Origin of the sequence: Rhizobium sp. CB3171 (genome assembly GCF_029714265.1) — a bacterium.
Taxonomy (GTDB): Bacteria; Pseudomonadota; Alphaproteobacteria; order Rhizobiales; family Rhizobiaceae; genus Rhizobium.
In genome coordinates this window covers 1,821,202-1,841,725 of record NZ_CP121652.1, presented here as the reverse complement: position 1 = coordinate 1,841,725, position 20,524 = coordinate 1,821,202, and the positions used below count along the sequence as shown (strand labels likewise).

At 59.7% G+C, this 20,524-nt stretch carries 21 protein-coding genes; 12 read left to right on the top strand and 9 right to left on the bottom strand.

Annotation, left to right across the window (positions count from 1 at the left end):
- Positions 1 to 7: 7 nt before the first annotated feature.
- The 4 genes from QA648_RS09050 (at position 8) to QA648_RS09035 (ending at position 2,538) form a co-directional block, all read left to right on the top strand.
- A complete protein-coding gene (locus QA648_RS09050) occupies positions 8 to 997 on the top strand; it encodes an NAD-dependent epimerase/dehydratase family protein (RefSeq protein WP_283050984.1) in 990 nt (329 codons plus the stop codon).
- Positions 998 to 1,117: 120 nt separating this feature from the next.
- Positions 1,118 to 1,441 carry a metalloregulator ArsR/SmtB family transcription factor gene (locus QA648_RS09045; protein ID WP_104823547.1) on the top strand — a complete coding sequence of 108 codons (324 nt, stop codon included), beginning with the start codon at positions 1,118 to 1,120 and terminating at the stop codon, positions 1,439 to 1,441.
- A gap of 52 nt (positions 1,442 to 1,493) precedes the next feature.
- Positions 1,494 to 1,937 carry an SRPBCC family protein gene (locus QA648_RS09040; RefSeq protein ID WP_283050982.1) on the top strand — a complete coding sequence of 148 codons (444 nt, stop codon included), beginning with the start codon at positions 1,494 to 1,496 and terminating at the stop codon, positions 1,935 to 1,937.
- A 109-nt stretch (positions 1,938 to 2,046) separates the two neighbouring features.
- Complete coding sequence (locus QA648_RS09035; protein ID WP_104823545.1) at positions 2,047 to 2,538, top strand: CreA family protein; 492 nt, start codon at positions 2,047 to 2,049, stop codon at positions 2,536 to 2,538.
- 435 nt (positions 2,539 to 2,973) lie between these two features.
- Here the strand turns inward: QA648_RS09035 and QA648_RS09030 are convergent, their stop codons facing one another.
- Positions 2,974 to 3,438, bottom strand: coding sequence for a chemotaxis protein CheW (locus QA648_RS09030; RefSeq protein WP_104823544.1), 465 nt, complete (start codon positions 3,436 to 3,438; stop codon positions 2,974 to 2,976).
- A 423-nt stretch (positions 3,439 to 3,861) separates the two neighbouring features.
- Here QA648_RS09030 and QA648_RS09025 point away from each other — a divergent pair, with 423 nt between their 5' ends.
- From QA648_RS09025 to QA648_RS09015, 3 genes are read left to right on the top strand one after another with little or no spacing between them, the layout of a single operon-like run.
- The gene (locus QA648_RS09025; RefSeq protein WP_283050980.1) at positions 3,862 to 4,464 is read left to right on the top strand and encodes an SCO family protein; all 603 of its coding nucleotides are present in this window, start codon (positions 3,862 to 3,864) and stop codon (positions 4,462 to 4,464) included.
- An 8-nt stretch (positions 4,465 to 4,472) separates the two neighbouring features.
- Positions 4,473 to 5,621, top strand: coding sequence for an FAD-dependent monooxygenase (locus tag QA648_RS09020; RefSeq protein ID WP_283050979.1), 1,149 nt, complete (start codon positions 4,473 to 4,475; stop codon positions 5,619 to 5,621).
- A 20-nt stretch (positions 5,622 to 5,641) separates the two neighbouring features.
- Positions 5,642 to 6,520 (top strand): 50S ribosomal protein L11 methyltransferase, encoded by an 879-nt coding sequence (locus QA648_RS09015; RefSeq protein ID WP_283050978.1) that lies wholly within the window; start codon positions 5,642 to 5,644, stop codon positions 6,518 to 6,520.
- A 233-nt stretch (positions 6,521 to 6,753) separates the two neighbouring features.
- Here the strand turns inward: QA648_RS09015 and QA648_RS09010 are convergent, their stop codons facing one another.
- Positions 6,754 to 6,894 (bottom strand): hypothetical protein, encoded by a 141-nt coding sequence (locus QA648_RS09010; protein WP_283050976.1) that lies wholly within the window; start codon positions 6,892 to 6,894, stop codon positions 6,754 to 6,756.
- A 341-nt stretch (positions 6,895 to 7,235) separates the two neighbouring features.
- On the opposite strand from QA648_RS09010, the gene QA648_RS09005 reads away from it, so the two are divergent.
- Positions 7,236 to 9,071 carry an aminopeptidase P family protein gene (locus QA648_RS09005; RefSeq protein ID WP_283050975.1) on the top strand — a complete coding sequence of 612 codons (1,836 nt, stop codon included), beginning with the start codon at positions 7,236 to 7,238 and terminating at the stop codon, positions 9,069 to 9,071.
- A 53-nt stretch (positions 9,072 to 9,124) separates the two neighbouring features.
- On the opposite strand, the gene QA648_RS09000 is transcribed toward QA648_RS09005, so the two are convergent.
- Both QA648_RS09000 and QA648_RS08995 read right to left on the bottom strand, forming a co-directional pair.
- A complete protein-coding gene (locus QA648_RS09000) occupies positions 9,125 to 9,436 on the bottom strand; it encodes an AzlD family protein (RefSeq protein WP_104823539.1) in 312 nt (103 codons plus the stop codon).
- A gap of 2 nt (positions 9,437 to 9,438) precedes the next feature.
- Positions 9,439 to 10,161 (bottom strand): AzlC family ABC transporter permease, encoded by a 723-nt coding sequence (locus QA648_RS08995; RefSeq protein WP_104823538.1) that lies wholly within the window; start codon positions 10,159 to 10,161, stop codon positions 9,439 to 9,441.
- 140 nt (positions 10,162 to 10,301) lie between these two features.
- Here QA648_RS08995 and QA648_RS08990 point away from each other — a divergent pair, with 140 nt between their 5' ends.
- Positions 10,302 to 10,571, top strand: a complete 270-nt coding sequence (locus tag QA648_RS08990; protein ID WP_104823537.1) for a DUF2164 domain-containing protein — start codon at positions 10,302 to 10,304, stop codon at positions 10,569 to 10,571.
- A 58-nt stretch (positions 10,572 to 10,629) separates the two neighbouring features.
- Here QA648_RS08990 and panB read toward each other — a convergent pair whose 3' ends face one another.
- Positions 10,630 to 11,451: a 3-methyl-2-oxobutanoate hydroxymethyltransferase gene (gene panB, locus QA648_RS08985; RefSeq protein ID WP_104823536.1), complete on the bottom strand. Its 822-nt coding sequence runs from the start codon at positions 11,449 to 11,451 to the stop codon at positions 10,630 to 10,632.
- A gap of 1 nt (position 11,452) precedes the next feature.
- Positions 11,453 to 12,328, bottom strand: coding sequence for a pantoate--beta-alanine ligase (gene panC, locus QA648_RS08980; protein WP_283050971.1), 876 nt, complete (start codon positions 12,326 to 12,328; stop codon positions 11,453 to 11,455).
- Between the two features lie 219 nt (positions 12,329 to 12,547).
- Between panC and QA648_RS08975 the strand changes: the two genes are divergently transcribed.
- Both QA648_RS08975 and QA648_RS08970 read left to right on the top strand, forming a co-directional pair.
- A complete protein-coding gene (locus tag QA648_RS08975; protein WP_283050968.1) occupies positions 12,548 to 13,090 on the top strand; it encodes a hypothetical protein in 543 nt (180 codons plus the stop codon).
- 159 nt (positions 13,091 to 13,249) lie between these two features.
- Complete coding sequence (locus QA648_RS08970; protein WP_283050966.1) at positions 13,250 to 14,647, top strand: hypothetical protein; 1,398 nt, start codon at positions 13,250 to 13,252, stop codon at positions 14,645 to 14,647.
- Positions 14,648 to 14,751: 104 nt separating this feature from the next.
- On the opposite strand, the gene QA648_RS08965 is transcribed toward QA648_RS08970, so the two are convergent.
- Positions 14,752 to 15,837: a glycosyltransferase family 1 protein gene (locus QA648_RS08965; RefSeq protein ID WP_283050964.1), complete on the bottom strand. Its 1,086-nt coding sequence runs from the start codon at positions 15,835 to 15,837 to the stop codon at positions 14,752 to 14,754.
- An 81-nt stretch (positions 15,838 to 15,918) separates the two neighbouring features.
- Complete coding sequence (gene pncA / locus QA648_RS08960) at positions 15,919 to 16,542, bottom strand: bifunctional nicotinamidase/pyrazinamidase (protein ID WP_283050963.1); 624 nt, start codon at positions 16,540 to 16,542, stop codon at positions 15,919 to 15,921.
- Positions 16,543 to 16,954: 412 nt separating this feature from the next.
- On the opposite strand from pncA, the gene QA648_RS08955 reads away from it, so the two are divergent.
- Positions 16,955 to 17,824, top strand: coding sequence for an amino acid ABC transporter substrate-binding protein (locus QA648_RS08955; protein WP_283050961.1), 870 nt, complete (start codon positions 16,955 to 16,957; stop codon positions 17,822 to 17,824).
- Between the two features lie 66 nt (positions 17,825 to 17,890).
- Here QA648_RS08955 and QA648_RS08950 read toward each other — a convergent pair whose 3' ends face one another.
- A complete protein-coding gene (locus tag QA648_RS08950; protein ID WP_283051283.1) occupies positions 17,891 to 20,359 on the bottom strand; it encodes a UvrD-helicase domain-containing protein in 2,469 nt (822 codons plus the stop codon).
- Positions 20,360 to 20,524: the final 165 nt, after the last annotated feature.

Here is a 20,524-nt window from a genome sequence, read left to right as displayed (position 1 = left end):
CAGTCACATGACGCGGGCTTTGGTAACGGGAGGCTGTGGTTTTGTCGGAAGGCATCTCATCAGGCGGCTTTTGGCCGAAGGGTTGGATGTCGTCTGCGTCGATCAACTGGTGGAAGGGACGGGGGCACGGCATCCCGATCTCTGGCAGCGCTTTCCCGGATCGCGCTTTACCTTTTTCGAGGAGGATTGCCGGACCTTCTTTTTCCGTCCGCTGGAACGCTTCGACTATGTTTTCCACTTGGCAGCATTGGTCGGCGGCCGCGTGACGCTGGAGGCGCGCTCGCTCGACGTTGCCGAGGATTTGGCGGTGGATACGGAATTGTGGAAATGGGCGGCACGCGCCAAACCCGGCTGTGTCGTGTTCTTCAGCTCCAGCGCAGCTTATCCCGTCTCGCTGCAGACGGCCGCCAACCATCGGCTGCTTTCGGAGGATATGATTTCCTTCGAGGCGGCCATCGGCGTGCCCGATCTCAGCTATGGTTGGGCGAAACTGACCGGCGAATATCTAATGAAGCTCTATGTCGAGCGTTACGGCAGCCGCGCGGTCGCTTACCGGCCGTTCAGCGGCTACGGCGAGGATCAGGATCTTGCCTATCCGTTCCCTGCCATCTGCCGGCGCCTGCTTGACGAAAGAGGCGCTGCGGAAGTTTTCGTCTGGGGTTCCGGCCGGCAATGCCGGGACTTCATCCATATTGATGATTGCGTCGATTTCATCTGGCAAACCAAGGAATTATTGCCGGATGGCGCCAGCCTCAACCTTTCGACCGGCAGGGCTACCTCCTTTATGGAGCTGGCGGAAACCATCGCCCGGCAAATCGGCTGGAATCCTGTCGTAAAAGGCCTCTGCGATCGCCCTGAAGGCGTTTTTTATCGCTGCGGCGATACGGCCCTTCAGCGCTCCTACGGGCTTGCACCGCGCATCAGCCTGGAGGAGGGAATTGCGCGGATGCTCGATCATCTGCGCATGGAGCAGGAGCAATACGCCATCGCCATCTGACGCGCGACGTTTTCCCTTCCTCGGACTTTCTGCCGTACCCTGTGCTCATGTCACTTGACACGCAACCAAATAGTTGCCTATAAGATCATTAATAGGCAACTAAATGGTTCCGTGTTTGGTATGAACGACGATGCGGTTTTTCGAGCTCTGGCGGACGCAAGCCGGCGGCAGTTGCTGGACCGGCTGTACGAGCAGAACGGCCAGACGCTCGGCGAACTCTGCCAGGGGCTGGAGATGACGCGCCAGGCGGTAGCGAAACACCTTGCCATCCTGGAAGAGGCGAACCTGGTATCCGCACAGCGGCAGGGCCGGGAGAAGCTGCATTTCATCAATCCCGTTCCGATCAATCACATCGCCGAACGTTGGATAAACAAATTCGAGCGCCGCCAATTGAGCGCTCTTTCCGCTCTCAAGAAGGCTTTGGAGGGCGATGGCGGCCAATAGTTGCCGCCAGATCACCGTGCGCAGCAAATCACCTTACGCGAGGAGAAATGTCATGACTGGAAGCAGCTTCGTTTATGTCACCTACATCCGCACCACGCCCGACAAGCTCTGGACGGCGCTGACGACGCCGGAGTTCATCAAGAAATATTGGTTCAATATCCAGCATGAGACCGATTGGAAGGTCGGCTCGCCATGGAAGATGACTTACCCCGACGGGCGGGTCACCGACACCGGCGAGATCGAGGCCTTCGATCCGCCGAAGCGACTGGCCATCAAATGGCGAAACGAATTCATGCCCGAATTGAAGGCCGAAGGCTGGTCGCTATGCGTGATGGACATCGAGCCGATTGGGGATTCGGTCAAGTTCACCGTCACCCATACGATGGAACTGGAAAACGCCAAGTTCATCGGCGCCGTTTCCGGCGGTTGGCCGAAGATTCTCTCCAACCTCAAATCGCTTCTGGAGACCGGCGAGGTCGTATTGAAAGAAAAATGAGGAACAGCGGGGCGCTTGTATTGCGCCCCGTCCTCCCTTGCATCCCCGAACCGCTACCTTACCTTAGCGGGGCCGCGGTTCGACCGGCGGCGATGTTGGAGGATGTTCGATGACGTCACTGAAATTGCATGCCGCTATTGCCGCGTCGTTCCTGGCTCTGGCGCCCGTTTCCGCTTCGGCTGAAATTGTCGGCAAGGTTGGGGTGGATTGGACCGGCAATGACATTCTGGTCGATGCCGTGCCGGATCCGGAAGTGTCGGGCGTCACCTGCCACGTCACCTATTTCGACCGCAGCGTCATCGACCGGCTGAGGAAGGGCAATTGGTTCGAGGACCCCTCCAACAACTCCATCGCCTGCCGCCAGACGGGGCCGATCGAGATCGGCAACATCAGCCTGTCCGAGGGCGGCGAGGAGGTGTTTCGCGCCGGCTTGTCGCTGATCTGGAAGAAGCTGGTGGTTGACCGGATCTACGACAAGAAGAACGATACGCTGATCTATCTCGTCCATTCGCGCGAATTGACCAACGGGTCGGCGAAAATGGCGATCTCGACCATTCCGCTGTTCGGCCAGAATGTCACTTGGAAGAACGGCAAACCCTGAAGCATCCCGCTTTCAGGTGGTATAGGGCTGCCAGGGAGAGACCGGTTTGCATCGGGCGAGCTTTCTTAGTGATGCCCATTCGGCATCCCAAGAATCACTGAAATATCGATAAGCTCAGCGTTTCGCGCGGCGACGGAATGAGCAAGCTGTTGAAAGTTCACGGCTGGCAAGACTACCGGGATACCGCATTAACAACCGTCAAGGGGTTTGTACCAAAAAAAGTCCTGCTCTTTGATCGCTGAAGACGTCTCGGTCGCTTTCGGATTGCGCCGTTTTGGTGCAGTTCTAGGGCGAACGTGGAAGTGCCACTTCCATCTGTTCACGGCCTGCGCGACCGGCGCACCGGCAACACCCCTGCCGACGACGGTCCCACAAACACAATCGCCCTGAAGCTTTTGCTCCAGGGCGATTTTCTTTTGCGGTTTTGTCTGGAAATTAAGCGGCCTGGGCCAGCTCGTCGGCAATCACCGTGTCGAGGTTCAGGAAGCAGACCATGGTCTTTTCCAGAGCGACGATGCCGCGGCAGAAGGCGCGCTGCATTTCCGGAATGATTTCCGGCGCCGGCTGCAGATCTTCGCTCTTGATGCTCATCATGTCGGAGACCTGTTCGACGAGCAGGCCGACGAGCTTGCCGGCGATATCGGTGACGATGATGGCGGAGCGTTCTGACGGTTCCGTCATCTTCATGCCGAGGCGGCAGGCCATGTCGATGACCGGGATCACTGCGCCACGCAAATTGATGAGGCCAAGCACGTAAGGTGGCGTGTGCGGCATCGGCGTCACCGGCGCCCAGCCGCGGATTTCGCGGATGGCCATGATATCAATGCAGAATTCCTGATCGCCGAGGTGGAAGGAGACGATCTCCAGATAGGCGCCCGATTGTTTGATGGCATTCGTCATGGTTGAGAACTTCCCGTTTTGCGCCGGCGGCAGGCGGCGGTAGCGATTGAAAAGGGATCGGCTGGAGCGGCTGAAGGCTGCGGCAGCATCCGGTGGCTTTGGCGCTTAAAAAACGCTTCGCTGCTCCGGCGGGCGTCATGCCCTTCTAAAAGAAGATCGGTTTGCCGCGTATCCGGCGGCTGGCGAGTCGGACTTCGCCTCTTTTTCGATGTTGGCGCGGAGTGGTTAGAATTGGTTTAACGGCAGGGTGGATTCTGCATCTTTGCGCCGATACAGAACTGTAGGGCCGTGAGGCCTTGATCTCCGAACGCCCGAAAACATCTTGTTGAATTGCGTCCTCCACTTCAACCCGCTAAACCCTCGAAATGATCGCCTGCGCGTCCCACATATCGAGCCGCGGATGGCGTGGTGAGGAAAACAGCGATGAAGACGATGCGGATTGTTGTCTGGGTAGCCGTGGTGGTTGTGGCCGGGCTTTTGGGCTGGTTGAGCTTTGGCATCACCAAGTCCCCGGAAGCTGCGGGTGAGGGGCCGTACGGGGTGCCGTTCACGCTGGTTGCGCAGAATGGTCAATCGATCAGCGATCAGGCGTTTCGCGGAAAGCCGACGGCGCTTTTCTTCGGCTATACGCATTGCCCCGATGTCTGCCCGACAACCTTGTTCGAGCTGGATGGCTGGATGAAGCAGGTCGATCCGGATGGGACGAAGCTCAACGCCTATTTCGTGACCGTTGATCCGGAGCGCGATACGCCGGCGATCATGAACCAGTATGTGTCCAACGTCTCGACCCGCATCACCGGCATCTCGGGTGATGCCGACAAGGTGATGGACATGGTCAAGGGCTTCAGGGTCTTTGCCAAGAAAGTGCCGCTCGACGCGAAAGATCCAAATGGCGATTATACCATGGATCATACCGCTTCGGTCTTCCTGCTCGATTCCGCCGGCCGCTTTGCAGGCACGATCTCCTATAACGAAAACGCGGATATAGCCGTCAAGAAGCTGCAGAACCTGATCAAGAAAGGGTAGGAGCGCCGATGGCGGACGGAGCCGGGGGAGACAGGAAATCCAGATCCGTCCTGATTGCGGGCGCAGGTCCGGTCGGCCTGACTGCGGCCCTGGAGCTTGCCCGCCGCGGCTTCGTCCCGCGCATTATCGATGACGGTCAAGGGCCGGCGCCTCTGGAAGAGAGCCGGGCTCTCGGCATCAATGCCCGCACGCTGACACTGCTTTCGCCCTCCGGCCTCACCGAACGCATCGTTGCGACCGCTCAGCCCATTGCGCATTTCCGTATCCGCTCTGGAGCGAAGATCCTTGCCGATGTCGATACCAGGCGCTTGCCGGGTCGTTTCGGTGCGGTTCATGCTCTGGCGCAAGGGATGACCGAGCGATTGCTGATCGAGGCGCTGGCTGCGCACGGCATTGCGCCGGAGTGGCAGACCGCGGTCGTGGCGGAAACGATCGCCGATCTTCAGAAGCCGGAAGTGACGCTGCGGCAAGCGGATGGGGCCACGGAGACGGTTCGTCCCGACATCCTGATTGGTGCCGACGGCGCGCATTCGGCCGTTCGCAAAGCGCTTGGCGCGGGCTTTCCCGGCGAAGCACTGGAGGCTTATTTCTATCTCGCCGATTTTCGGTATGTGAGACCGGTGGATGCGCATTTCGCCGAGATCACGCTTTGCGATCCCGGCATGGTCGGGCGTTTGCCCGTCTCCGCCGATGTGCTGCGCTACATCTCGACATTGGAGGATTTCGAAAGCCGCATCGTTCATCCCGAGGCGGTTGCCGAAAAGACCTGGGTCTCGCAATTCCGTATCAATTTCCGCCATGTCGAGCCGATGGCCAAGGGTAACGTGTTCCTGGCGGGCGATGCTGCCCATATTCACTCGCCCGCTGGCGCTCGCGGTATGAATCTCGGCATAGAGGATGCCTGCTGGCTTGCCTGGCTCATTGCGGAAGGCCGCGAAGAGGAGTATTCGGCGCTCAGAATTCCAGCCGTGAAACAGGTGCTGAAGCAGACTTATGGTCTGACCCGCCTGATCACTATGAAAAATCCGCTGGCGATTGCCGCACGCAATCTGTTCGCGCCGCTGCTTCTGCGTTTCGGACCGGCGCGGCGCGGGCTGCTTCATAGTGTGGCCGGCTATGACACGCCGAAGCCGCCGTGGATCGACTGGGCCGAATAAGAGCAAGAGAGAACGAAGACTTGAGTGAAATCCGCCTTTACGTAACGACGACCGAAAAAAAGGCCGAACAGATTCTCGATCTGATGACGCCGGTATTCGAAGACGAAGAATTGCCGATCGCCACCACCGAGATCGATGAGAAAAAGGATATTTGGGAAGCTTCGATCTATCTCTATGCAGACGACGAAGAAGAGGTCCACGCCCGTTTTGCGAGCGTGCTGAAGCCGGCGTTTCCGGAACTCGTCATCGAAAGGGAAGTCATTCCCGATGTCGATTGGATCGCAAAGTCGCTGGAGGGGCTTAAGCCGGTTCGGGCAGGGCGCTTCCTGGTGCACGGTTCGCATGATCGCGACAAGGTGGGGTCAGGCGATATCGCCATCGAGATTGATGCCGGCCAGGCCTTCGGCACGGGGCATCACGGCACGACGGCGGGTTGCCTGGAGACGATCGAAAAAGTGCTCGCCAGCCGGCGGGTGCGCAATGCGCTCGATCTCGGCACGGGCAGCGGGGTGCTGGCGATCGGCGTGCGCAAGCTGCGCAATATTCCGGTTCTCGCCACCGATATCGATCCGGTTGCGGTTCGTGTTGCCCGCGAAAACGTTCGCCGCAACGGTATAGCCTCCGGTATCGCGCTGGAGACGGCGCCCGGCTTTCATTCCAGGGCCTTTTCCCGCCATGGGCCTTTCGACCTGATCATCGCCAATATTCTCGCGCGGCCGCTGATCAGAATGGCGCCGCAACTGGTTGCCCATCTTGCCCCCGGCGGCTCGGTGATTCTTTCCGGCATCCTCGCCGAGCAACGCTGGAAAGTGCTGGCCGCCTACAACGGCGCGAGGATGCGCCATGTGCGCACGATCTGGCGCAACGGCTGGGTCACCATCCATCTCGACCGGCCTTAGAATCCTTCGCCCCTTGCCCAAATCCATTCCCGCGCGGGGAGTGGGACCTTACCGTGGGGCTAAAATGCAAAAGGCGGTGCCGAGGCACCGCCTTGCAGATCGGTATTTGACCGACCTTGCCCGCGAGCGTGTGGAGGAGTGCTCAAGCAGGCTCTATCGTTCTGGTCTCGATCCGGGTAGGGAGGAGGAGTTCCGGACCACGATCCAAATACGAACGCGTAGTCTTATAACTGTTAGTAGCGACCGCCACGGTTTGCGCCGATTGCCTTCGACGTTTCAACTTCGAGCTGACGAAGCGCGCCGATGGAGTGGCGTACGGTGCGACGCTCGCCTGCCAGCGCCGGGCTAACATATACGGAGCGAGAGATTGGCATTTTCATAGTCCTTGTTCGAGTGGGTTCCTCGTGAACCCCGTTTGATGCGCTCCATATAATGACTCGCCCTTTCGCGCGGCAGTGGGGGTCCTTCATGGGAGCTATGCAGTCTCTGCATATTGCTCGTCGCGATGATGTCACAATCTATTCGCTTTGCTCACGAAATGGGCGGATTCGTTAACGCACGACTTCCCTTGTTTGAGTGTCCATCAGTCGGGAGTTTCTGCCTGTTCAACAGCACGCGATCTGGCCCGAAAATCGTTTCGCACTTCCTGGGATCATGCTCTAACATGCTGGCACCACTCAGTTTCGCGGATTCTCGATCAATTTCGGATTAAGCCATGTTCCAGTCTTTCGACGTCACCTCCACCCCGCAATTCGGCCGCGAGCGCGTCACCGGTCTGCGGGCCGCCTTCAGCGATCTTGGTACTGACGGCTTCCTCGTACCCCGTGCCGATGAGTATCAGGGTGAGTATGTGCCCAGATGTTCAGAGCGTCTGGCCTGGCTGACGGGCTTCACTGGCTCGGCGGGTGTTGCGCTGGTGACACAGTCGCAGGCGGTGGTTTTCGTCGATGGCCGCTATGTGACGCAGCTTGCCGAGCAGGTGGATAGGTCGGTCTTCACCGGCGGTGATCTGGTCGACGAGCCGCCGCATGTCTGGCTGCCTCGCAATGCGCCGAAGGGTTTCCGGCTCGGCATCGATCCGTGGCTGCACACCGGCGCGGAGGTTCGGCGGCTGGAAAAGGCGCTGGCGGGGATAGGAGGCAAGCTTGTCTTCCTGCCGCATAATCCGCTCGACAAGCTTTGGAGCGACCGGCCGGCCGAGCCGCTCGGCGGCGTCATTATCCAGGATATCGCGCAGGCTGGTGTCCTTGCCAAAGACAAGCTGACGGCCATTGCGGCCGATCTGAAGGCCAAGAATCTCAAGGCAGCGCTTATCACCGATCCGTCTTCGGTCGCCTGGATCTTCAATATTCGCGGCAACGACGTGCCGCATACGCCGCACCCTTTGGCCCGCGCCATCATCTATGCCGAGGGTGAAGCGGAGCTTTTCCTCGACAAGCGCAAGACCAAGGTCGAGGCAGAGGCCTATCTAGCGCAGATCTGCAAACAATTGCCGCCGGCCGATCTCGTCGAGCATCTGGCTGCCGCCTCTGTTAATGGCCGCCGCATTCTCGTCGATCCCGATCTCGCCTCCTATGCGCTGACCGACATCATCCGCCGTGAGGGCGGCGAGGTGGTGGAGGGCACCGATCCGGCCCGGCTGCCGCGAGCGCGCAAGAATTCCGCGGAAATCAACGGCTCGGCCGCTGCTCATCTGCAGGACGGGGCCGCCATGGTGGAATTCCTTTACTGGCTGGACAATAGCAAGCCCGGCACGGTGACGGAAATCGCCGCCGCCGAGCGGCTGGAGGCAAGCCGTGCGCGCGTCGGCCAGAGCATGCAGAACCCGCTGAAGGATATCTCCTTCGACACTATTGCCGGTGCGGGCGAACACGCGGCGATCATGCATTATCGCGTTACGACGGCTAGCGATCGGCTGATCCAGGCCGGCGAGCTGTTTCTGATTGATTCCGGCGCGCAATATATCAATGGCACAACCGACATCACCCGTACGGTGGGCATCGGTGCTGTTTCCGAGGAGCAGAAGCGTCTGTTTACGCTGGTGTTGAAAGGTATGATCGCCATCAGCACGGCGCGCTTCCCCAAAGGCTCGCGCGGCTGCGATCTCGATCCGCTGGCGCGCATTGCTCTCTGGAAGGCGGGCGTGGATTTCGCTCACGGTACCGGCCATGGCGTCGGCTCGTATCTTTCCGTGCACGAGGGACCGCAGCGTATCTCGCGGCTATCGACGCAGGAGCTGCTGCCCGGCATGATCCTGTCAAACGAGCCCGGTTACTACCGTCCCGGCCATTTCGGCATCCGCATCGAAAACCTTATCTATATTCGCGATTCCGAGGAGATCGAGGGCGGTGACATGCCGATGCTCGGCTTTGAAACGCTGACCTTCTGCCCGATCGACCGCAGCCTCGTTCTGCCGGAACTGCTGACTCGCGATGAATTGCACTGGCTGAACGACTATCACGCCAGAACCCGTGAAGCGCTGATGCCGCTGATCCATGACAAGGATATCCGCGTCTGGCTGGAGAAAGCGACTTTGGCTCTAAGTCACTGAGGGGTGGCCTATTCCGCCCGTCAAGGGCAGGGCAGGCATCGCATTTGTCGGTGCTAGACGCCGGCGAGATGTCTCCAAATCATCACGACGATCCAGCCGGCGATCAGCATGAACGTCGGCGAGAAGCGCAAGCCCACCACGAGCGCCGCTGCCATCGCCACCTTCGTATCCCAGCCGCCGATGAAGAAGGCTGGTGCAACAAGCGTGGTGAGGACGGCGGCCGGCACTGCATTTAACGCCGCCTCGACGCGCGGAGGAATGCGGGTCATCTTGGTAATGAGGATGTAGCCGCCGATGCGTGTGAGGTAGGTCACGACGGCGGCGGCGAGGATCAGCAGAACCATATGCGGATCGAAATCGGTCATGGTCAAACCTCGTGATTTTCAGTCGCGAGGTCGGGCTTGCGGTTCGACCGGACCGGCGGAAGCATGGCTGCTAGGGCCACGCCGGCAAAGGCGCCGATGCTGACGTGCCAGGGCGAACCGACATAGCGATAGGCGATGGCCGAGGCGGCGGTGCTTGCAATCACCACGGGCAGGAAATTGTCGCGTTTGCGGAAACCGATGACGATGCCGAGGAAATAGATCGGCAGCAAAATATCGAGGCCGATCGTCTTGGGATCGCCGACGAGGCTGCCAAGCATGCCGCCGATGAGGCTGATCACCACCCAGGGAACGTAGATCATCGCTGCGAAACCGAAGTACCAGGCAAAGGTGACCGGCTTGCCGCTCTCGGCGCGCTTGATCGTTTCGGCAAATTGCGGATCGACCAGCAGGAAGAAAGTTAAGAATTTTTCAATTGGCGAGAAACGCCTGATGTAACGGGCGATCGCGGCCGAGTAGAGCACATGGCGGAAATTGACCGCCAGGATCGACAGAACGATCAGCCACGCCTGGACATTGTGGCCGAATAGCTCAATGCCCACCATCTGGCTGGCGCCGGCATAGACGGTGCCGCTCATCAGGGTGAGTTCACCGAGCGACATGCCCTGATCGCGCGCCAAGGCCCCGAACAACGCGCCGAACGGCGCCGCAGCAAGGCCGATGGGAATACCACCCTTCAACCCCTCAAAAAAATCCGCGCGACCCATCGCCCGCTTTGTCCTTTATGGAAAACTTTTCGAGCTGTAAGCTGCGGGGGGAGCCTCGGCAATTCAATTTCCTTGATGGGACAATTGATTTCTTTGAACTAGCCGATTGGATTTGCTTCTAAAACGCCGGAGCGCAATGAATGAAAAAGATTACCTTCCCGAAAGAGGAAAAAGCCGCGATCGTCGCCCGCCTTCAGCAATATTTCGCCGATGAGCTCGACCAGACGATCGGCGCATTGCCGGCAGAATTCCTGCTGGATTTCTTCGCCACGGAAATCGGTCCGCATTTCTACAATCAGGGCCTGCGCGACGCCCATGCGGCGCTGATGACCAAGATGGAGGATTTTGGCGAGGCGATCTATCTGCTGGAGAGGGAAGCGGAAAACCATTCACGTCAGGCGAAGCGCTAAGCGACATCGGCGCAATCAAGCGCTTTACCTTCAGTCATTCGCAGCAAACCATCGTCCGCTACTTTTTCACTTGGAATGTATGTTCCTGCCCCGGGAATGTCCGTGCCTTCACCTCTTCCGCATAGGCTTCCGCCGCCTTTGAAACCACTGGCGCCAGCTCCGCAAAATGCTTTACGAAGCGAGGCTTGAAGTCGCTGAAGAGGCCAAACATATCGTCGGAGACGAGGATCTGGCCATCGCAGGCTGGCGAGGCGCCGATGCCGATGGTCGGGATGCTGATCGAGGCGGTAATTTCGCGGGCGAGCGGTTCGACCGTGCCCTCTATGAGAAGCGCGAAAGCACCGGCTTCGGTGATCACCCTGGCGTCGTGCCGGATCTTTTCCGCTTCCTTGTCAGAGCGGCCGAGCGAGCGATAGCCGCCACTCGTGTTGATCTTTTGCGGCATCAGGCCGACATGTCCGAAGACCGGGACGCCGCGATTGGTCAGGAATGCGACGGTCTCGGCCATCTCCTCGCCGCCCTCCAGCTTGACGCCGTTACAGCCAGTTTCTTTCAAAATGCGGGCCGCATTGCGGAAGGCCTGTTCCTTCGATTCCTGATAGGAGCCGAAGGGCAGGTCGACGATGACGCAGGCCTTTTGGGCACCGCGCATGACGCCTTGGCCATGGGCGATCATCATTTCCAGCGTCACGCCAACCGTCGATTCCATACCGTAGAGCACCATGCCGAGGGAGTCGCCGACCAGAAGCAGGTCGCAATGCGGATCGAGCAGGCGGGCGATCGGCGTCGTATAGGCCGTCAGGCTGACGATCGGGCGCGTGCCCTTCATCGCCTCGATCTGGGCGGGCGTGGTGCGTTTGATTTGTCCGATCGTGCTCATCTCAGGCGGCCTTGTTATTGGTGGCCTGCTTGAGGCCAATGACGCGGTTGTCGAGCAGGCGGGTGGTGCCGATGCGGACAAAAAGGGCGACGAGGATAGGCTGGCCCTGCAGTTTCGTCAGCGGCTCCAAGGTGTCGGGATGGCGAACTGCGGCGACTTCGGGCGTTGCCAGCAGCTCGTTGGCGATGAATGCGCGCAGTGCCGCCTCGAAAGCGATGGGATCGTCGGCGCCCTCAGCATAGAGCCGTTCGGCCTCGGCCAGGGCTTGTGGTACGATGACGGCGGCGGCGCGTTCTTCTTTCGAGAGGTAGACATTGCGCGACGACAGCGCCAGGCCATCGGCATCGCGCACGGTCGGCACCGGCACGACGCGAACGGGCTGGGCCAGATCGTCCACCATGCGGCGGATGATCGCCACCTGCTGATAGTCTTTCTCGCCGAAATAGGCGCTGTCGGGCTGGACGATGTTGAAAAGCTTGGTGACGACGGTGGCAACACCAGAGAAATGGCCGGGGCGAACCGCGCCCTCCAGCTCCATCCCGAGCTTCGGCACATCGACGAGCGTCTCTATCGGCCGCGGATACATGTCGGCGACACCAGGCGCGAAGAGGATATCGACCTTGCCATCGCGCAGCATGGCGCTGTCGCGCTCGATATCGCGCGGATATTTCGCAAGGTCCTCGTTGGCGCCGAATTGCAGCGGATTGACGAAGATCGACACGACAACGATATCGTTTTCCGCCTTGGCGCGGGCAACCAGTTCCATGTGGCCGGCGTGCAGATAGCCCATGGTCGGCACCAAGCCGATGTTTTTGCCAGCCTTGCGATGTTCGCCGAGCTGCACACGCAGGGTGGCAATCGTGGTGATGGTTTCCATAATGGCGCTCCTCCGCTGACAACGCCTTCCCACGTCGCCTGCTTCCATCCCTAAAATTGCGGGGTCTTCTAACGTGTGCAGTGCAAAAAAGCAATTCAACGAGATTGGTCTGTTGCGATCCGGAGGGCGTTCGTCAGCTAAAATTTGAGAAGTATCTTTCAGGGAGGCGAAGGATCTCCGTGCTGTATTGCCGTCGGTCAACGCTTCGTGGGGGATCGCGTGATTGATATTCTTTTCGGCTTCCGGGGAACCCTGGGGAGACGGCAGTATTTTTGGTGGCATATTGGCATCGGTAGCCTGGCTGGTATCTTACTTGCTCTCCTGCTCGACGTTATGGCTTTCACCGGCAACGGCAAACCAACGATCCTTAGTCCCTGGGCATTGCTGCCCTTCGGACTCTTCCTTGCTCCGTTTATCTGGATGGATTTGAGTATCCAGTCGGCAAGAATGCGCGACATAGGAGTGCCGCCGCTCCGTGTCTTTCTGGCGTTTGTTTTGATTTTTCTTGTTACGACCGCTGTCTCGATTTTTATGCATGACGGGTCGATAGAGAAGATATTCAATATACTTTATCGCGGCATTGGAGTGGTCTGTTCTGCCCTGCTTCTATTCGCTCCTAGTGGATGCCTCTCACATTGGATGTCGCCCGATCCCGAAGACACGGATCAAAATGGACGACCAGCACCGGTCGCCTATGTTGCTCCGAACAATCCTACGACGGGTAGGACCAGTTTTGGTCAGCGTGGCTTGAACCGGAGCTAGTCTCGTACATGGCTCCTGAAGCGCTTGCGCAGATGCTGTTGCCGGCTTTGATGCGGTCTGATGGCAAAGTGCTTCGCGATCGGCTCTATTTGCCGACGGATACAGAATTGCTCGGTCCAAATTAGCGCTTTTCTCAGCATTTTGCTGTTAGCTGCCGCCATGGCAAAGATCATAGCATTGGCTGCATATTTCTATCAGGCGGCGGTGGCTTTCGGGCTGCTGATCGCGGTCGCGCATCTGCTGTCGCCGGCGGATTATGCGGCCTATTCGCTGTTCATCTCCATCAGCCAGTTCGCGGCGATCTTCTGCTTCGAATGGGTGCGCTTTGCGTGCAGCCGCTTCTATCCGGGGCAGGCGCCAGGCAGCGAGGCAGCGGAGCGCACGGCATTGAGCGTCGAATTCGCCGCCTGCTCCGTGATCTGCATTCTGGCCGCGGTTGCTTCGACCTTCTTCGCCGTGCCGAAGGAGATCGCGGTGCTTGGCGGTCTGGTGGCGATTTTTCAAGGAGGCAGCGATCTGCATCTGACGATGCTGCGCTTCCGCCAGGAGTTCCGCGCTTTCTCGCGGCTGCAGGGTTCGCGGGCCACCATTCTGGCGGTCGGCACGCTGGGCGGCGCGGCGATGATGCCGAGCTTCGCGTATACGGTCGCCGGTCTGCTTGCCGGTTACGTCGCCTATAGTGCGCTGGCAATGTTCCTGACCCGCAACAGCCTGCGGGAGGCCGCCGGTCTCCAACTGCCGCTGGTGCGAAAGCATTTTATCTATGGCAGCGTCGCGGCGGGTGCCTCGGTCATCGGGCTTTTGGCACCGCTTGGGTTGAAATCGATCCTGACAGCGGCATTGGGGGCAGGCGGGGCAGCGGGGGCGCTACTGGCACTCGACCTGCTGCAGCGGCCTTTCGTGCTGATTGTCTCGGCTCTTCAGGCCATTCAATATCCCGATGTGGTCGCGACTTACGACCGCGAGGGCGCCACAGCGGCGTTCCGGCGGCAGCTCGGCGGCTATTATTCGCTGCTCACGGGTTTCACCTTGATGACGGCGGCAGGGATATTTGCGCTGCTGCAGCCGGTCGGCCATTTCGTCATCACCCAAGGCCTGCGCGATGGCTTTTTGAGTGCGGCGCCGTTCGTCACCGGCCTGTCGGTCTGCCGTGCCTTGACGCTCAACATGCTGCCGACGCCGGCGCATTTGCGCCATCGGCTGCTGGCGATCTTTTTGCTGGCGGTCGTGGATTGCGCCCTGCTCAATGCCGGCGCTTTGGCGGGCGGCTATCTCGGTTCCTTCAGCGACGGCGCGCTGATGGCCGGAGCCATGGTCGGGGCGCTGATCGCGATGGTGATCGGCGTGAAAGTGCTGATGGCGCTGCCCTTCGATTTCGTATGGCAGCCGGTGGTGCTCTCCGCTGCCGGGCTTACGGTGCCGGTGCTGGCGACGGCCGGATTCGACTATTCGCTCTGGATATCGGTCGGCACAGGAATGGCCGGCGGCGCGGCCTTCTGTCTGCTGGGTCTCTACAGTTATTTCGTCAAGATGATCCGCCGGCAGGCTATATCCTAAAGCATGTCGCGCAAAAGTGCGCTGCGGTTTTGCGATAACGACACGTGCAAAATCGAGGGCTAAAGCGCAAGAAGCGAATCTGAAAGATCGCGACGCGCTTTAGATCAGAGATCTTCCAGCATGGTCAGCACCCGATCGGCGCTGCGGTCCCAGGAGAAACGGGCGACATTCTCGCGGCCCCTTTGGCGCAGGTCCGCGCGCAATGTTTCATCGCCGGCAATCCGGCGCATGGCGGCAACCAATTCATCCTGCCTTGTTGGATCGAAATAGATCGCGGCGGTGCCGGAGGCTTCGCGTACCGCGGGGATATCGGCGGCGAGCACCGGGCAGCCCTGCGTCATCGCTTCCAGGGGCGGAATGCCGAAACCTTCGTAGAGGCTCGGGAAGACGAAAGCGGTGGCGTGACGTTCGAGAGCGGCAACTTCCGCATCGCTCAGCCGGCCGGGAAAGAGCATGTGATCGTTTGATTCGGGACCATCCGACTTGAACACTGTCGGCGCGGTGCCGCCGACGACCACCAGCTTTTGATCGGGATCGCCCAGAGCTTTGAAAGCCCGGATGGCAAAATCGAGGTTCTTGTTCGGCTTCATCGTGCCGACCAGCAGGAAGAATCCGTTCGTTTTGAGGCCCAGGCGCTCAATGATCGTCTCATCCGGCTCGATGGCGGCGAAATGATCGACGGCGTTGTAGACGACGTCGATATTGTCGGAGGGGACATGGAAGACGGAGGCCAGTTCCTTGCGCGAGAATTCCGATACGGTGCCGATCTTCGCGGTGCGGGTCAGCACCGAGCCGAGCGCGCCGTGCAGCAGGCGATAGCTGCGCTTGAAGGATTGGGGATGACGGAAGATCGTCACGTCATGGATGACCACGGCCTGGCGGCGATGCAATAGGGGACCGCTGCCGCCGAAGCCGATCAGCCGGCCGCCGCGGGAATGGGCAAGCAGCGCCGTCTGTTCCCAGACATGGCCCGGACCGGAGCTGAAGGCATTGACCGATATGGCCGAGAGGCCGATATCAACCGGCGTATCGCGCGGCACGGCCAGCCGCCAGTTGATGCCCTTCAAGGCCGCTGGCACGGCGCCTGCGGCGATCTTGCGGTCTAGCGCCAGTGTCAGCTCACGGGCGAAACGTTGCACGCCCGACAAAGGTTGGCTGAGGAAACGGCCGTTGATGGTGATCGACTGCACGCGAAATGTCCCAATATCTTCAATACCGGGAACAGCTTGCGCTATTTTCTTTAGGGAAGGTTTAGCCTGATAGGCGGAATTTTAGGCAAGCGCTTCTTTGCTGTCGATGATGGCGACGCCACGTGCGCGCATTTCGTTGATCGCGGCTTTGACGCCGTTGGGATCGATGCCGCGGCTGGCGTCCTCGATGAAGCGGACCTTTACACCCGGCAGCATCTCCACGGCGTCCAGAGCCGAGAATTTCACGCAGTAATCAGTCGCGAGCCCGCAGAGGTCGAGTTGGGAAATACCCTCGGCGCGCAGATGCGCAGCAAGACCGGTGAGAGCCGCGTGATCATTGTCGCGGAAGGCGGAATAGCTGTCGACAGTCGGATTCTGACCCTTCTGCTGGATGAAGTCGATACCGTCGAGGTTCAGTTCAGGGTGAAGCATGGCGTCTTCGGTATTCTGGACGCAATGATCCGGCCACATCATCTGCGGCTTGCCGGCAAGCATACCCATTTCGAAGGGCTTCTTGCCCGGATGAGCGGAGGCGAAGCTGCCGTGGCCGGCCGGATGCCAATCCTGGGAGGCAAGAACCAGATCGTATTTGCCACTGTCTATCAGCCTGTTGGCGACAGGCGCCACCTGATCCCCATCCGGCACCGGCAGATTGCCGCCAGGGCAGAAACCATTCTGGATATCGATCAGCAGCAGCGCCTTCATGGCTTCTCCTTCCATCTCTGTTGCACTGCACGATGCCAAGCGTTGCGCGTTGGATCAAGCTTTTAATGCTCAGACTGAATATAAGGTGGAGCGCGATGGTTTTCGAGGGGCACGCGGGCTTATGGCTTGGGCAGTCCCAGGGAATGCTTGAAGTGCGCCGGACATTTGGGGCGGCATGTGGCAACGCACGCTGTTGAGACTGCTGACGGGTCGCGGTGACGTGCCGGACATTGAAGATACCTGGTGAATCTCAGGAAACAGAGGTGTCTTGCCAACCAGCGTCGTTGAGGTGTCCGCGATTGACAAATGAACGCGAAGCCATAATCTGCTTTTCAGCCCTTGCGATCATCCGTTTTTCGGAGACGAGGATAATGCTGGTGCCGTTGCCCCGCATACAGGTCTGGTCAAGCGCATGAGACGGTTGCTGCTGACGGGCCTTGCCGTTTTCTTTTCGATCTGCGGAGCGAGCGCCGGGACGCTCGACACGCTTCACCAGCATACAACCCTGCGCATCGGCTACATCGCCGACGAGGCACCGTTTTCATCCAGCAAGCCGAATGAAAAACCGACGGGATATGCCATCGACCTCTGCGGCAAGGTCGCGGACGAAATCGAGCATGCGGTTCCGCAGTTGAAGCGCGAATATGTAGAAATGACGCTGGCCAATGGTTTCGACGCTGTCAAGAACGGTCAGATCGACCTGCTTTGCGGGGCTATCACAGTCAATCTGGAGAGGCGGAAACTCGTCGATTTCTCACAGCCGATCTTCCTGACCGGAGCGAGCGCCCTGCTGCGCAAGGATTCGCCCGACTATCTGCACGCGCTTTTTCTTGATACGCCCACCGTTCGTTCCGTTAGCCAGCGTGCTCCATCCACCAGCGTCATCGGCGTGCGCGCAAACACCACGACGGACGCAATATTGCGCGAGGCACGCAGCATCGAGACCTCGAAAACTCGGATTGCCGATTTCGACACGCACGAAGACGGACTTAAGGCGCTGGAGGAACATAAGATCGACGCCTATTTCGCCGATCGGGTGCTACTCATGAGCTTGGCCCAGCGCGCGCACGATCCGTCCTTGCTTGAAGTCGGCGATCGCCTGTTCACGCATGAACCATATGCAATCGCCCTGAGGCGCGACGATGCCGACTTCCGCCTAGTGGTCGACCGCGCGCTCACGGATTTTTATCTATCGGACGATTTTCTGCCGCTACTGAAGACTTACTTCGGAAGCGAAGCGCCGATGCTGCACACGCAAATCATGATGGAGCATGTGCCCTAGCTCCGGGGCAAAGGGCATTGCGTTGGCAAAGCAGATGATCGATGCGGCAGATGCCCACCGCAACCGTCAAACCCTCTCCACAAACCCATCCAACACCCTTTTCTGCCCCGCCCGATCGAAATCGATCGTCAGCTTGTTCCCTTCGATCTCGGAAACATTGCCGTTCCCAAACTTTATGTGGAAGACGCGGTCGCCGATCGCGAATTTAGAGGGTTCGGTGGAGGTGGATTTGGCGACGAGTTCGCCGTCGATGGTGCGGGTTTTGGGGCCGCTTTCGCCGTAGCCGATGCGTTCGACGGCGTGGCCGGAGCGGGAGCCCCAATTGTCGCGGGTGGCGTCGGTCTTGTTGGCCTGGGCGCGTTTCCAGCCGGGAGTGGAATAGGAGTTGGCGAAAGGGTCGGCCTTGTCGAAGCGTGACTGGCCATAGCCGCCGCGGCCGTAACCACCGTAAGATTGCTCCATCTCGGCCACTTCGACATGGGTTTCCGGCAGTTCGTCGAGAAAGCGAGACGGGATGGTCGATTGCCAGAGGCCGTGGATGCGACGGTTGGAGACGAACCAGATGTGGCAGCGGCGCTTAGCGCGGGTGAGGCCGACATAGGCGAGGCGGCGTTCTTCCTCCAAACCGGCGCGGCCGCTTTCGTCGAGCGAGCGCTGGTGTGGAAACAGGCCTTCCTCCCAGCCAGGCAGGAAGACGGTGTCGAATTCCAAGCCCTTGGCGGAGTGCAGCGTCATGATCGAGACTGCGTCCAGATCCTCGTTCTGCTCGGCGTCCATGACGAGGGCTACGTGTTCGAGGAAGCCGCGCATGGATTCGAAGCTTTCCATCGAGCGGATGAGTTCCTTCAGGTTTTCCAGCCGTCCGGGTGCTTCCGCCGATTTGTCATTCTTCCACATGTCGGTATAGCCGGACTCTTCGAGAATCTGCTCGGCAAGCTCGGTATGCGGGGTGTTTTCAAGCAGTCCCTGCCAGCGGCGGAAGGATTGCACGACGTCGAACAGCGCCTTGCGCGCCTTCGGCTTCATTTCGTCCGTTTCGATGATATCGGCCGCTGCCGCCAGCATCGGAATGTCGCGGACACGGGCGTAATCGTGCAGCGCGCGCACGGTGGTGTCGCCGAGGCCGCGCTTCGGCGTATTGATGATGCGCTCGAAGGCAAGATCGTCGGCCGGCTGGCAGACGAGGCGGAAATAGGCCATGGCATCGCGGATTTCGAGGCGTTCGTAGAAGCGAGGGCCGCCAACGACGCGGTAGTTCAGGCCGAGCGTAACGAAGCGGTCTTCGAATTCACGCATCTGGAATGAGGCGCGCACGAGGATCGCCATGTCGTTGAGATTGTGTTTGCCGCGCTGAAGCTGCTCGATCTCTTCGCCGATCGCGCGCGCTTCCTCCTCGGAATCCCAGGAGGCGTGCACCTGCACCTTGATATCGTCGGGATCGGAGCGGTCGGTGAACAGCGTCTTGCCGAGCCGGCCCTCATTATGGGCAATCAGATGCGCGGCCGCGCCGAGAATATGCTCGGTAGAGCGGTAATTGCGCTCCAGTTTGATGACCTTGGCGCCTGGAAAATCCTTTTCGAAACGCAGGATGTTGTCCACCTCAGCGCCGCGCCAGCCGTAGATCGACTGGTCGTCGTCGCCGACGCAGCAGACATTCTGCAGCTCGCCCTTTTGCCGCTGCGCCAGTAGACGCAGCCACATATATTGAGCGGTGTTGGTGTCCTGATATTCGTCGACGAGGATGTAGCGGAACCGCTGGTGATAATCCTTCAATATATCAGGATTCTGGCGGAACATATTGATCGGATGCAGCAAAAGGTCGCCGAAGTCGCAGGCGTTCAGCGTCTTCAGGCGGGCCTGATACGCGGTATAGAGGTCGCGTCCCTTGCCATTGGCGAAGGCGCGCGCATCGCCTTCCGGAATATCGGCCGGGCCGAGGCCCTTGTTCTTCCAGGTGTCGATCATCCCCGCAAATTGCTTGGCGGGCCAACGCTTGTCATCCAGCCCTTCTGCTTGGATCAATTGCTTGATCAGGCGCACGACATCGTCGGTGTCGAGAATGGTGAAGCTCGAGGAGAGGCCGACCAGCTCGGAATGACGGCGCAGCAGCTTGACGCCGATCGAATGGAAAGTGCCGAGCCAGGGCATGCCTTCGACCGCGCCGCCGACGAGAAGGGCGATACGCTCCTTCATCTCGCGCGCGGCCTTGTTGGTGAAGGTGACGGCGAGGATCTGAGAGGGGAAGGCACGGTTGGTGGAAAGGATATGGGCGATGCGGGTCGTCAGCACCCGCGTCTTGCCGGTGCCGGCGCCGGCGAGCACCAGCACGGGCCCATCCAGCGTCTCGACCGCTTCCGCCTGTTCCGGATTGAGGCCAGCGAGATAGTCAGGCCGGCGGCCGCTATCGCGCGCCGCCATGGCGCGGGCCGCAATACCGCCACCGGCGCTGGGGGCAGGGGCAGGGGCAGGCCGACGCGGCGCCGCGTGCTCCGGCTCCTCGTCAAAGAAGGGAATGTCGTCATGTCCGATGGTCATGCGGCTCAATGTAATGATTCTGCCCTGAAAGGCAAAAGAAACGGCCGGGAAATAGAACAAAAAGTGCACATTTCTTGGGTTGTTAGCCTTTCAAGGGACTGTCTCGCAGTTCCTGCGGCTTGTTGTTCAACGGAACGGCGGCGGCAAGAAGAGATGTCGGAAGCG

Coding starts and splice junctions, on each gene's coding strand:
- QA648_RS09025 (WP_283050980.1), top strand. CDS start 3,862: ATGAAGACGATGCGGATTGTTGTCTGGGTAGCCGTGGTGGTTGTGGCC.
- QA648_RS09050 (WP_283050984.1), top strand. CDS start 8: ATGACGCGGGCTTTGGTAACGGGAGGCTGTGGTTTTGTCGGAAGGCAT.
- QA648_RS08955 (WP_283050961.1), top strand. CDS start 16,955: ATGAGACGGTTGCTGCTGACGGGCCTTGCCGTTTTCTTTTCGATCTGC.
- QA648_RS08990 (WP_104823537.1), top strand. CDS start 10,302: ATGAAAAAGATTACCTTCCCGAAAGAGGAAAAAGCCGCGATCGTCGCC.
- QA648_RS09045 (WP_104823547.1), top strand. CDS start 1,118: ATGAACGACGATGCGGTTTTTCGAGCTCTGGCGGACGCAAGCCGGCGG.
- QA648_RS08970 (WP_283050966.1), top strand. CDS start 13,250: ATGGCAAAGATCATAGCATTGGCTGCATATTTCTATCAGGCGGCGGTG.
- QA648_RS09005 (WP_283050975.1), top strand. CDS start 7,236: ATGTTCCAGTCTTTCGACGTCACCTCCACCCCGCAATTCGGCCGCGAG.
- QA648_RS09040 (WP_283050982.1), top strand. CDS start 1,494: ATGACTGGAAGCAGCTTCGTTTATGTCACCTACATCCGCACCACGCCC.
- QA648_RS09030 (WP_104823544.1), bottom strand. CDS start 3,438: ATGACGAATGCCATCAAACAATCGGGCGCCTATCTGGAGATCGTCTCC.
- QA648_RS09035 (WP_104823545.1), top strand. CDS start 2,047: ATGACGTCACTGAAATTGCATGCCGCTATTGCCGCGTCGTTCCTGGCT.
- QA648_RS09010 (WP_283050976.1), bottom strand. CDS start 6,894: ATGCCAATCTCTCGCTCCGTATATGTTAGCCCGGCGCTGGCAGGCGAG.
- panB (WP_104823536.1), bottom strand. CDS start 11,451: ATGAGCACGATCGGACAAATCAAACGCACCACGCCCGCCCAGATCGAG.
- QA648_RS09000 (WP_104823539.1), bottom strand. CDS start 9,436: ATGACCGATTTCGATCCGCATATGGTTCTGCTGATCCTCGCCGCCGCC.
- QA648_RS09020 (WP_283050979.1), top strand. CDS start 4,473: ATGGCGGACGGAGCCGGGGGAGACAGGAAATCCAGATCCGTCCTGATT.
- QA648_RS08995 (WP_104823538.1), bottom strand. CDS start 10,161: ATGGGTCGCGCGGATTTTTTTGAGGGGTTGAAGGGTGGTATTCCCATC.
- panC (WP_283050971.1), bottom strand. CDS start 12,328: ATGGAAACCATCACCACGATTGCCACCCTGCGTGTGCAGCTCGGCGAA.
- QA648_RS08950 (WP_283051283.1), bottom strand. CDS start 20,359: ATGACCATCGGACATGACGACATTCCCTTCTTTGACGAGGAGCCGGAG.
- pncA (WP_283050963.1), bottom strand. CDS start 16,542: ATGAAGGCGCTGCTGCTGATCGATATCCAGAATGGTTTCTGCCCTGGC.